Annotated in this window: 10 protein-coding genes; 5 read left to right on the plus strand and 5 right to left on the minus strand. The window is 58.9% G+C overall.

Annotated elements, in window-relative coordinates:
* The first annotated feature begins 57 nt into the window (after positions 1-57).
* The 5 genes from K0V07_RS02460 to K0V07_RS02480 all read left to right on the plus strand — a co-directional run bounded on the left by K0V07_RS02460 (position 58) and on the right by K0V07_RS02480 (position 6,120).
* The gene (locus K0V07_RS02460; RefSeq protein ID WP_220622948.1) at positions 58-1,038 is read left to right on the plus strand and encodes an SAM-dependent methyltransferase; all 981 of its coding nucleotides are present in this window, start codon (positions 58-60) and stop codon (positions 1,036-1,038) included.
* A 269-nt stretch (positions 1,039-1,307) separates the two neighbouring features.
* Positions 1,308-1,892: a hypothetical protein gene (locus K0V07_RS02465; RefSeq protein WP_220622949.1), complete on the plus strand. Its 585-nt coding sequence runs from the start codon at positions 1,308-1,310 to the stop codon at positions 1,890-1,892.
* 11 nt (positions 1,893-1,903) lie between these two features.
* Positions 1,904-2,731, plus strand: coding sequence for a prepilin-type N-terminal cleavage/methylation domain-containing protein (locus tag K0V07_RS02470; RefSeq protein WP_220622950.1), 828 nt, complete (start codon positions 1,904-1,906; stop codon positions 2,729-2,731).
* A 2-nt stretch (positions 2,732-2,733) separates the two neighbouring features.
* The gene (locus tag K0V07_RS02475) at positions 2,734-5,352 is read left to right on the plus strand and encodes a hypothetical protein (RefSeq protein WP_220622951.1); all 2,619 of its coding nucleotides are present in this window, start codon (positions 2,734-2,736) and stop codon (positions 5,350-5,352) included.
* A gap of 12 nt (positions 5,353-5,364) precedes the next feature.
* Positions 5,365-6,120: a hypothetical protein gene (locus K0V07_RS02480; protein WP_220622952.1), complete on the plus strand. Its 756-nt coding sequence runs from the start codon at positions 5,365-5,367 to the stop codon at positions 6,118-6,120.
* Positions 6,121-6,216: 96 nt separating this feature from the next.
* On the opposite strand, the gene K0V07_RS02485 is transcribed toward K0V07_RS02480, so the two are convergent.
* From K0V07_RS02485 to K0V07_RS02505, 5 genes are all read right to left on the minus strand, one after another.
* Entirely contained in the window at positions 6,217-7,089 is an 873-nt protein-coding gene (locus K0V07_RS02485) for a YicC/YloC family endoribonuclease (protein ID WP_220622953.1), read from the minus strand.
* Between the two features lie 120 nt (positions 7,090-7,209).
* Positions 7,210-7,629, minus strand: coding sequence for an HIT family protein (locus tag K0V07_RS02490; protein ID WP_220622954.1), 420 nt, complete (start codon positions 7,627-7,629; stop codon positions 7,210-7,212).
* 12 nt (positions 7,630-7,641) lie between these two features.
* The gene (gene trpB / locus K0V07_RS02495; RefSeq protein ID WP_220622955.1) at positions 7,642-8,871 is read right to left on the minus strand and encodes a tryptophan synthase subunit beta; all 1,230 of its coding nucleotides are present in this window, start codon (positions 8,869-8,871) and stop codon (positions 7,642-7,644) included.
* Between the two features lie 319 nt (positions 8,872-9,190).
* Positions 9,191-10,615 (minus strand): GAF domain-containing SpoIIE family protein phosphatase, encoded by a 1,425-nt coding sequence (locus tag K0V07_RS02500; RefSeq protein WP_220622956.1) that lies wholly within the window; start codon positions 10,613-10,615, stop codon positions 9,191-9,193.
* A gap of 188 nt (positions 10,616-10,803) precedes the next feature.
* The gene (locus K0V07_RS02505) at positions 10,804-11,337 is read right to left on the minus strand and encodes an STAS domain-containing protein (protein WP_220622957.1); all 534 of its coding nucleotides are present in this window, start codon (positions 11,335-11,337) and stop codon (positions 10,804-10,806) included.
* Positions 11,338-11,376: the final 39 nt, after the last annotated feature.

The raw sequence follows: 11,376 nt of genomic DNA on the forward strand, positions 1-11,376 counted from the left end.
AAGACCTTGGCCGCCCTGCCTGCCGACTGCCCGATACGACCTGCAAACGAACCCACCATGAGCGCCTCCTTTCAAGACGTCCTCCGCGAAGCCGCCAGCCCAGACGGCCTGCTCTCGTACGCCGACTTTACCCGGCTGGCACTCTACCACCCCGAATACGGCTACTACCTGCGCAGCCGGGAGCGCGTCGGGCGTAGCCAGGACACGGACTTTTACACAGCAGCCAGCCTCGGGGGCGTCTTCGCCCGACTCCTGCGCGAGGCCATTGCGCAACTCCTCCCCGGCCAGAGCTCCGACTACGCGCTGGTGGAGCTCGGAGTAGAGCCGGGAAAAGGCACCCTCGCGGCACAGGCGGGAGATTTCGCTGCCTACCACGAGATCGGGGCCGGGCAGGACATGCAGATGCCAGAGCGTGCTGTGGTCTTCGCCAACGAGCTGCTCGACGCCCAGCCTTTTCATCGGTTTATCTATCAGCACGATACCTGGCAGGAGCGCGGGGTGAAGGTCGATGCCGAAACACTCAGCGATACCCTCCTGCCCTCTCCCAGTCCCGAGGCACAGCCGTTCCTGAGCGAACTTCCTCCCTCGTCCGAAGGATACCGGCTAGATATCTCACTGGAGGCCGAGACGCTCCTTGCGCAGATCGGGAAACAGGTCCGCGAGGGGCTGCTTATCTTCTTCGACTATGGTAAAAGCTGGCCTCTGCTGCTGGAGGCCTCACCGGCGGGTAGTGCCCGGGCCTACTACCGGCATGAGTTGAGCGATGACCTGCTGGCCCGGCCCGGCGAGCAGGATCTCACCTGCCACGTCTGCTGGGACCGCCTGGCTACTGCCCTCGAAAGCGCTGGCTGGGCCAGGCCCCGACTGGAGAGCCAGGAAGGCTTTTTCGTGCACAACGCCACTGCCGAAATCGAGCGCATTATCACCGCGCAGGGCAGCGCGTTCGACCCGGATCGCCAAACGCTCAAGGAGCTGATTTACCCCGGCCATATGGGGCGAAAGTTTCAGGTTCTCTTCGCGCAAAGTACGAGCCACTGAGTCCGCTTGCTGCGAGGTTTATTTCGGCGTTCATCATAAGAGTTCACTAGTGGCTCGCTCTCATCTACAGAAATCCCTGTATTTACGGGTGTTAGCAAACCTCAGAAGCGGTAAATTTAGTTTCAAAATAGGCGCAAAAGCTCATTGCTCATTGCATATGGATTCTTTCTGAGGCTTAATATATCGGCCTTAGAAAGGATATAAGCATGCGTCCAGGCCGGAACTCAACTACCCCCAACCGCTCCCCAGGGTACTCCCTGGTGGAGATTATGATAGGTATGACCATCCTGGCCATCGTGGCCGCTGGCACGACTGCCGCCGTATTTACGAGCCGCATGCTCGCCGAGAGCAGCATTTATCAGAATACGTCCTTCACGGTCGCACAAGGCTATGTCGAGCAGCTCAAAAGCGTCGAGTATGTGCTGATGACGAATGCCCTTGAGAGCTACGAAAGCCACACCAGCACGGTCAGCGGCTGGGGTATACTCGACAACGACAGCTACAAGACCAACAGCCTCGCCGAGGATGTCATGCTCGACACCAAGAGCATCGACGCATCGACCACCGGGGTCGCATCGACCACGAATGTCGAAACCGACTCCCCGCTGTACATCGGTGCCTGGGTCCAGCGCAACGTCTTGATCGACATCCAAAACCCCGGTGAAGACGACCAGCACGAGCTGCTCATGCCCATGCGCTTTAAGGTCATGATGAACAACCTTTCCGACTCATCATCAGATGTCGAAGCCCTTGAGATCACCCTGTCCTACCGCTACCAGATGAAAGTCCGCGGTGTGTCCAAGTGGTATGACGGCGAGCTGCGCTTCGTCCGGTGTAACGCCCCCACCTTCTAATCACGATAGCCATGAAACTTTCCCACCGATACGACACCCCCCGTGCGGCCAGCGGTTTCACCCTGGTCGAGATGATGTATTCGATGGCGATCATCGGTCTGCTCGTCGCCGGTTGGCTCGCCTTCTACCGCGACTCGACCATCGTGATGTACGAGAGCGAAAAGAAGTCCATGATCAATAACGACATGAGGGCCATCACCAATGAGATGACCCTGGAGGCTCGCAATGCGAGCCACTTCGTCATGTACGAGTCGTTCTCACAGGACTTCCGCAACGTCCCCAACAATGTCCTCCAGGGTGAAGATAATTACTACGATAACAGCGAGTGGACATCCAGCTACCTGACCTCCGGCGAAGACGACTCGGTGCCCAGCAGCAACCAGGGCTCGGACTTTGACCCCGCCAGCTACTATCGTAAGCGCGACGGCGAATCAGGCGACTTTCTGATGCTCATCACCTACGGGGACGACCTCGCCCCATACGACACCTCGGAGGGCACCAAGTACCCCGATGATGTCGACTACAGCAAGCCCATCATCAAACTCGTGGGCTACTACCGTGTGGTCGAAAATGAAACAGAGCAAACCGGCCCGGTACGTAAGTTTGTCATCTATCCGACCGGCAGTGATCGCTACAAATCCCCCGAGACATTGATCCCGCCGTCCACCAGCGCGGGCGACTACCCCGTCGTGATCCAGCTCTCCAAGGGCTTGGCCAACCAGAGACTTTTCTACAACTACCGTGACTCAAGCATCATGGTAAATGGACAAATCATGCATGGGACCAGCGCCAAGCGCGTCACCGACACCTATAACTTCACCATATCACCCAGGGGTTAATCATGAAAAACGTACCTCATAGCACCCTCCCCTCCTCGACACGAGCCATGCGCTGGCTGCGCAAGCGTAAGGGCTCGATGCTGATGATCGCCCTGCTCATGACGGCAGCCATCAGCATGGTTCTCGGATCGGTTCTTTCATTGGGCATATCCGAAAAGAAAAACAACTCTCGGCACATCCTCCAGCAGGAGGCGAAAAACGCCGCCGAGTCCATTGTTGAATATGGCTTCGCCGACCTGATGGAACGCTTTCGCACCAAGAGCGCTGTCGGCCTGGTGCGCGACTCCCTCACGGCCGACCCCATTACCATCCCGAGCTCTGCCACCACATTCTACAATGGCTCCAACATCGACCTCAGTAAGTGCGAGCTCGTTGTTGGCGAGATCCCGGATGCCGCTACCGAAGTTTACATCGACCCGACCGACCCCAGTAACGAATACGACCCGCTCAAAGGCAAGCGCGCCTACGTACGCCGCATCGAAGTGCTCGGCAAAGCCGTGGCCAGCTCGACGATGAACGGCGGCATGGAGATGAAGGCGTTCGCACGTGAGGTGCTCGAGATTCGCGACTCACCGCTGTTTGCCCACGCGATCTTCTACAACATGGACCTCGAGCTTCACCCTGGTGCGCAGATGCGCATTTACGGCCCGGTCCACACCAACAAAGACTTCTGGGTACAGACCAGCTCGGGCCTGAAGTTCTACGAAACGATCAGCTCCGCCGGGCGCATCCTGCACGGCTACAAGACCAGCAGTATCTACGCTGACGGCAGCCTCAAGAGCAGTAACGACCATACCCAGACCGCCTCCGTGGAGATCGTAAACTCGACCGGTAACTTTAAGGATATGTACATCGGCGGCTCCCGAAGCTCCGATGCCGGATGGCTCGACTACCGCGACTATGACTGGCGCTCCAAAGCCTCCCAGCGCTGGGATGGCTACGTCCAGGACACCGCCCACGGTGTGCCGGTCCTGAACCCTATCGGGATCGACGACTACGAGCCCCTCGACCAGTCCATCCTAGAAGGTGCCAAGCTCAGCAGCGACCCGAGCAGTAAGATCAACGTCATCCAGAACCACGCCTACGCGCTCATCGAGCCCGTGCTGGCCGAGGGCCATCCCAACTACAAGGGCGATGGCATCCGCGAGGAAAAATACGCCTACAAGGCTGGCCTCATCCTGAAACTCGAAAAAGTCAGCGATGACGTGCACCCCTACTACGCCGACGGCAAATACTCCAACCTTAGCGCCGGGCAGGCTGAGTTCTCCGTGCGCCGCAATACTTACTTCGTCAAGGCCTACAAGTATCAGCGCAATGCCGATGGCGATCCAGTCATCAACAGCTCCACCGGCTATCCGGTGATGATAGAGGTCAAGCTGCCGAAGGGTCTCATCGGCGCAGCTAATGCTAATATGAACCAGATCGAGGACGGTATGGAAGGCCAGCTCGAAAGATACAAAACCCAGCAGGAAGTCGATGAAGAGGAACAAGAAGCCGAAGACGCTGCCAACTATCCTGAGTACGTACAGGTCGGCTGGGGCAGCAATAAGCATTGGGAGCTAAAAGAGCCTTTCGTAAAAACCAATGACTACGTCCCCGAGGATAGCTATGTGGTAGGTGGCCTCTATGATCACCGCGAGGATAAGGCGCTCGACCTGCTCTCGATCGACATTGAGCGGCTTTGCGAACTGGTTGACAACACCGACCCCTCCTACGACCCGACAGACTGGCAGAGCCACTACGGCCCCGACACAGAGCCCTTGGGCGAGTTTAACCCCGCCACCGACTGGAATGGCATTATTTACGTGCAGTTCCCCGTCAACTCCACGGTGACCTCCACCAGTTCGAGTGCAGACGTAAACTTCGACAGCACCGGCAAACGCGTACGCTACGACAACATCGTCACCGGCAATGACCAGTTTGTCGCCCTGCAGATCATCGACGGCAGCCGCTTCCCCCGCCCGACCTATCCGGAGGAAAGCGGCCTGACTATCGCCACCAACGCACCGCTCTACACCGTGGGTAACATGAACGCCAACGGCATCGCCCACACGAACGACGCCAACATGCCGGACAACAGCAACGAGCCCTCCGCCTCATTCGCGTGCGACAGCATCACTGTCCTCTCGAACCGCTGGTATCCGAACAGCGCCAACAACCGCAGGTACAGCAACAGCAGCAGCACCTCCAACCGATACGCGGAGTATACGGAATTCTCTGCAGCCATTCTGACCGGGCTGAAGCCCACCATCCCCAGCGACTCGCCAAACATGCCATCGCGCGGGGCGATCAGTGGTGGTGCCCACAACTTCCCGCGCTTCCTGGAGTACTGGAACAGCGAGCTGACTATCCGTGGTTCGCTGGTCGCACTGTTTGAAAGTGAAGTCCACCATCTGGCCATGCCCGGCAACTCCGGCAACTACTACAACCCGCCGACTCGTGACTGGGGCTTTAACGAAAACTTCCGCAACGGCACGTACCCGCCCGGGACTCCCAACACGCGCACCTACCGCCGCGTCTCCCTGCAGGACATCCCTGAAACGTCCAAGGGCACCAGCAGCGACCCCGACTACAAGGAAGGTTTCGTCCAGGCCAAGGCGCGCATCGCCAACCCGAGCTAAACATAATCAGGCATGCGCTTCATTACCCTACCTGTCCTGCTCTTAGGCCTCGCCACGCTCAGCACATACGCCCAGCCGCAGACGGCTCCTCCCAGGAGCGGGCCGTACACAGGCCCCGTCTATACGCGACCTGAGTCGAAGCCGGTGCCACTTCAGTTCGAGGTCGTCCCCTTTACCTTCGACGGCAGGGAGGGCACGCGCTCGGAGCTGAGCTGCGCGCTGTTCAAGGCGACAACGCTGCAACCCAGGCACTGGGTGAAGGCCGACATACCGGACACATCCCTCGCCTTTCAAGGCACTTACTACCCGCAGGTAAAGTGGTCGATCTCCATCTGGGCCCCGAAGCGCTACCTGCCGGACCTGAGCGCTGACAGTATGGCCGCGTGTGTCGCCGGACTGAAAAAGTCCTACCCGGAAAAGGACCAACTCGTGATCAACAACGAGGGCACCAAATACCGCAGTAAGTTGACCCCCGTCATCTTTAATCGCATCCCCCGCACCATCGACTACACGGTGAAAGATCCCGAGACCGGCGCCGTCACCCAGCGCTACGATACCTTCATCCTTTTCAAAGGCAGCCTGGTTGAGTTCTCGATATGGGGCCCGCCGCAGGAGATGAAAAGCATGCTCGGGTGGTTCTCCGTCCTGCTGGAAAACCTCTCCCTGACAACACCCGACACGACCTACGACTCGGACACGCGCGCAGACCGCATCACACTCCGGAAGGTCAACCCAGAGGATAAAAACAACGTCCGCGGAGGGGGCTGAGCGACCCGATCAGGCAAACACCGATACGTGTATCAATAAACGGATACAATGAGACGACCGAGAGCAGGAGTCGCCCAGGCTGAATTCTGCTGAGGTCTACTCGACGTTCTGAGCCTGCTCGCGGATGCGCTCCAGCTCGTTCTTACAGTCGATGACGATACGGGTGAGCTCAATCTGGTTCGCCTTACTCCCGGAGGTGTTGACCTCGCGGTGAATCTCCTGGCACAGGAAGTCCATCTTGCGGCCGATAGCGCCCTCCTCCTCAAGCGTGGCCCGGAATTGCTCAATGTGGCTGGAGAGGCGCGTCAACTCCTCGGAAATGTCCGCGCGGTCGGCAAAGAGGCAAATCTCCTTGAGCACGCGCTCGTCTTCGAGCTCCAACTCGAGCCCGGCCTTCTGCAGGCGGGCAAAGAGTTGCTCCCGATACGTCGGGACGACCTCCTCGGCCACGGCGCGCATATTCACAACCTGATCTTCGAGGAACGCGAGGCGCTCCAGCAGGTCTTTCTTCAGTGCCTCGCCTTCGCTCGTACGCATGGCAGCAAACCCCTCCAGCGCCGCGCCCACCGCCTGCATGAGCAGGGGCTTCGCCGCGTCGGCCTCGGGCAGCTCGGAGCCGGTGTCGAGGCTGTTGATGACGCGTAGCAGCAGGTCGCCATCGGGGGCGATCGTCATGCCGTGATCGTGAGCAAAGGTCTCCAGACGGCGCACGGTGGAGAGCACCTTCTCATCGTCCCAGTCCAGACCGCCTCCCTGCGCGCCCTTGCGGACCTGCACATAGACGGAGACCTTACCGCGCAGCGCGCAGCCGCGCACGGCCTCGGTGATGTCGCGCTCCAGCGACTGCCAGTCGCGCGGCAGGGACACGCCAACCTCGAGCGACTTGCGGTTGACGGAGGACACCTCCACGGTGATCTCCACATGCTCATTGCGCGCTTCACCGCGCCCGAATCCGGTCATCGACTGCATGAGGGGGAGCGTAGTGGAATTCTTGGCTGAATCAAAAGCGAAAAGTCACAACCGGTTCTCCCCGTACAGAACCTGCAAATGTCCCTGAGGAAGGCATATCCTCCCCCGAAACATACGGGGTCAGAGGTGAGCTTTTATCGCCTCGGCATGTTCTGCGAGCGAAGAATACGGCGGCTTGGTAAAATACTCCGGCGAGAAAGTTAAACCAAAACCATCGCCCTTAAAGCGCGGAAAGACATGCATGTGAAAGTGAAAGACTTCCTGCATCGCAGCCTCGCCATCAGCCAGGAAGAGGTTGATACCCTCGCATTTTAAACCTGAGGCACGTATCGCCAAACTCACCTTCTGGGAAACAGTCATGATGTGCTTCGTATCCTCAGCGCTAATGTCCTGAAGTCCCACAGCATGCTGAACAGGGATCACCAGCACGTGACCGGGGTTCACAGGCTGAATATCCATGAAGGCTGCGACTCGCTCATCCCGATACACAAAGTGCGCAGGCAGTGAACCTTCGAGTATTTTGCAAAAGATACAGTCCATGACATTCACTGACTAATCCTGCTTCAGGTCCATCAGGCGCATGACTTCCTGCACGTCCTTATCGCCACGACCGGAGAGGTTGACCACGAGCAGCTCGTCCGAGGCCATCTGCGGCGCACGCTTGAGCGCATAGGCGACGGCGTGCGTGCTCTCCAGCGCTGGGATGATCCCCTCTGTGCGGCTAAGCACCTGGAACGCCTCCATGACTTCCTCATCCGTCGCAAAGCCATAGTGGATACGCTCGCGGTCATGATAAAACGCATGCTCGGGCCCGATAGCGGCGTAGTCCAGCCCGGCTGAGACCGAATGGGTCAGGTTGATCTGGCCGTCGTCGTTTTGCAGGATGTAGGTCTTGCAGCCTTGCAGGACACCGACGCGGCCACCTTCGAAGCGGGCTGCGTGCTGGCCTTCCTTGATGCCATAGCCACCGGCTTCGACACCGACGAGGCGCACCTCGAGGTTTTCCAAAAAGTCGTAGAACAAACCGATGCAATTGCTGCCACCGCCGACACAGGCGATCAGCTCGTGCGGCAGGCGTCCCTCCGCCTCAAGAATCTGGCGACGAACTTCCTCGCCGATAATTTTATGGAAATCGCGCACCATCATCGGGAAGGGATGCGAGCCCAACGCGGAGCCCAGAATGTAGTGGGTATCCCCGACACTGGCCACCCAGTCGCGCATGGCTTCGTTGACGGCATCCTTCAGCGTCTTCTGTCCGGACTCGACGGCGCGGACCTCCGCACCCATCAGGCGCATACGGAAGACATTCAGCGCCTGGCGGCGCATATCCTCGGCCCCCATGTAGATGACGCACTCCATCCCGAAGCGCGCGCATACGGCAGCCGTGGCCACTCCGTGCTGCCCGGCACCAGTCTCGGCAATGATGCGCTTCTTCCCCATGCGGCGAGCCAGCAGGGCCTGGCCGATACAGTTATTGACCTTGTGAGCGCCGGTGTGCAGCCCGTCCTCGCGCTTGAGGTAGATCTTGGCGCCGCCGCAGTGCTCAGTCAGCCGCTCGGCAAAATACAACTCAGTCGGGCGACCGGCATACTGGCGCAGGAAATACTCCAGATCGACCTGAAACGAGGGGTCGTTTTTCGCCTCCCGGTAAGCCTCCGTCAGCTCGTAAAGCGCGGTCATGAGGGTCTCGGGCACGTACATGCCGCCGTAGGGGCCAAAGTGGCCGCCGGCGTCCGGCAAGCTGGTGCGGTCGAGGGTCTCGGGAGTTGTCTGCTGGGCCATGGTAGGAAATTGCTATCGTGAAAAACAGCCATAGTAGGCCGTCCTCCGTGATTTGGCAAGAAGACAGACCCGCGGTGCGTGACCGCACAGGACACTGAGGGGCTTCGCCCCTACTGCGCTGCCTACCCCATTGAATGTCGTGTGTGGTCACGCACCTAGTCCAGGCGGACCTTTCGGTAATCGCTGAGACACAAGCATCAAAACTGTGTGTGCCTATTACGGGATTAATCTGAACCGAGAGGTGACTAACCACTGATGGCATTTTCTCCTGAAAATGCCAAGGTGATGCGAAGCATTACAGGTCCAGGGCCTGTTCTGGTCAGGTATGCTTGACGGTGATGAGCGTGAGGTCGTCGGCAAACTTCGCTTGGCCAGTGTAGCGCTCGACGGTGGAGACGATCCCGGTATTGAGGTCTCGGGAGGAGCGGTTACGGAGCGTGCGCACACACTCGGCCAACCTCGCCGAGCCAAACTCCGTGCCCTCCTCATCGGCAGCCTCGGTGACGCCATCGGTATAGAAGACGGCGATATCCCCATGCTGGAAGGGCACGGTCTTGTCCTCGATGACAAAGTCGAAAATCTCCGCCGGGACCATTCCCAGCCCCATGCCCTCAGAGCCGACAAAGGTCAGCTCCGGTTTGATGTCCTCACCGCCATGCACGCATAGCAGCGGCAACTCGTGGCCAGCGCGCGCCAGCGTCAGTGTCTGCTGCGTGGTATCAATGATGGCATAAATAATCGTGATAAACATGTCGCGGCGGATCTCCTCGGACATCTCACGGTTCATCGCCTTGAGGACTTCTGACGGGCTGCGGTAAGACTGCGCGAAGTGCCGCAGATTCGTCTGGCAAATCGTCATGAGCAGCGAAGCCGGCACCCCCTTACCGGAAACGTCTGCGATCGCCAGCCCCACGCGATCATCATCCAGTCGGATGACATTGTAGAGGTCGCCGCCTATCTTCTGGGCGGGCCGGTAAAAGGCGTCGATGTCCAGGGCCGAGTTGTCCGGGAACTTCTGGGGCAGGATCATGCCCTGGATGCTGCTGGCCACCGCAATGTCGAGGTCGAGTTTACTCTTCTCGATCTGCATCTCCATCAGGTCGGAGTTATGGATAGCCATGGCCGCCTGCTCAGCCAGCGACTGGACGAGCGAGAAGTCCGCTTCATTAAAGGCGATCCCATCGGCCGGGTTGGCCACGGCAAGCACGCCCAGTATCTTGGAGCGGAATGCCAGCGGAGCAACCACCAGTGAGCGCACCTTTAGCGCGGGGTCGTCGTGCTGAATGACACGCGGATCGTTACGGGCATCCTCGATCAGCACGGCCTTACCGGTGCGGGCAACCGAGCCGATCAGCCCCTCGCCCATTTCAAAGACCTCGGACTTGAGGATCTGCTCGATGAACTTGGAGCGCGTCGAGAGCTTGTCCCGGGACTTCTCGGGCAACTGGTGCTGCGGCGGGAACAACCCCTCTACAGCGATGCCCTTGAGGGTGTTTTTACCGGTGCGCTCAAAGATGCAGGCGCTCATGGCACCGGTGCTCAGGATGGAGGCATGCACGATGTGCTGAAAGAGCTCCTCGCGCCCGACACCAGCACCGATGGCCTCGACGAGGTTGTGCATGAACTCCACCACGATCTGCTTTTCCTGGTGGACGAGCTGTTTCTCTTCGTCGATTTGCACATTTTTCCGACGCTGGCGGATATACAGCAGCCAGCCCAGGCAGGCCCCAACAAAGAGGCCCATTGCAAATCCTAAGATCAACCAGATCATGACTCACTCAAGATGGACGCGAATGCCCCGCGCTGCAATCCCTGGCTTGCATGATTTTCCTACCCATAAAACCGTAACGATCGATACAGGGACCCTTACAAAAAGAGCCGTCCATGATGGAACGGCTCTCGGTCAATAATGTTGGCAAAAAGCACTGCCTTTCAATCCTCGTCAGCTTCCTTGTCTTTCTCCACCTGCAGCCGCAGGTACGCGAGCACGTCCTGAAACTTCTTCAGGTTGCCCTTGTCGGCCTCAACCAGGTGCTCATGCGCGCGCAGCATACTCTCGGCCGAGGCATGCGCCGGGCCGGGCGCCTTGGTGGCGACAGCTTGCGCACGGTCCACATCGAAGCTCAGGGAGCGCCCCTCGGCATCGACCTCAAGAATGCGGTGCAGACCGAGATTGCGGACCAGCTCCAGATTTCGCTCACTCAAGCGCACCAGTGTAAGCTTGCCGGGCGGCTTTTGCTTGCGGAAGTCCATCGCGGCCCCGGCCAGAATGCCGAGGAAGGTACTGTCCATCGCCGTACAACTGGCGAAGTCCACCACCACGTGGGTGCGCCCTTCCGACAGCATATGCTTAAAGAAGTCGCTGACGGGCGCACAGTTCAGGTAACTGGCCCGCCCCTGTATACGCAACAGGGCCGGGTCGGAATATCCATCTACGAGGAAAACAGGTGTGTCGTTATCTGCCATAACGCCTAGGTTAAGCAGGGGTTTCATAACCCCTTTATA

It is taken from the genome of Ruficoccus sp. ZRK36 (genome assembly GCF_019603315.1).
Lineage (GTDB): Bacteria > Verrucomicrobiota > Verrucomicrobiia > Opitutales > Cerasicoccaceae > Ruficoccus.

Bases quoted from the DNA above. Each gene is read 5' to 3' on its own strand.
- K0V07_RS02460 (WP_220622948.1), top strand. From the start codon at position 58: ATGAGCGCCTCCTTTCAAGACGTCCTCCGCGAAGCCGCCAGCCCAGAC.
- K0V07_RS02465 (WP_220622949.1), top strand. From the start codon at position 1,308: ATGATAGGTATGACCATCCTGGCCATCGTGGCCGCTGGCACGACTGCC.
- K0V07_RS02470 (WP_220622950.1), top strand. From the start codon at position 1,904: ATGAAACTTTCCCACCGATACGACACCCCCCGTGCGGCCAGCGGTTTC.
- K0V07_RS02475 (WP_220622951.1), top strand. From the start codon at position 2,734: ATGAAAAACGTACCTCATAGCACCCTCCCCTCCTCGACACGAGCCATG.
- K0V07_RS02480 (WP_220622952.1), top strand. From the start codon at position 5,365: ATGCGCTTCATTACCCTACCTGTCCTGCTCTTAGGCCTCGCCACGCTC.
- K0V07_RS02485 (WP_220622953.1), bottom strand. From the start codon at position 7,089: ATGCAGTCGATGACCGGATTCGGGCGCGGTGAAGCGCGCAATGAGCAT.
- K0V07_RS02490 (WP_220622954.1), bottom strand. From the start codon at position 7,629: ATGGACTGTATCTTTTGCAAAATACTCGAAGGTTCACTGCCTGCGCAC.
- trpB (WP_220622955.1), bottom strand. From the start codon at position 8,871: ATGGCCCAGCAGACAACTCCCGAGACCCTCGACCGCACCAGCTTGCCG.
- K0V07_RS02500 (WP_220622956.1), bottom strand. From the start codon at position 10,615: ATGGGCCTCTTTGTTGGGGCCTGCCTGGGCTGGCTGCTGTATATCCGC.
- K0V07_RS02505 (WP_220622957.1), bottom strand. From the start codon at position 11,337: ATGGCAGATAACGACACACCTGTTTTCCTCGTAGATGGATATTCCGAC.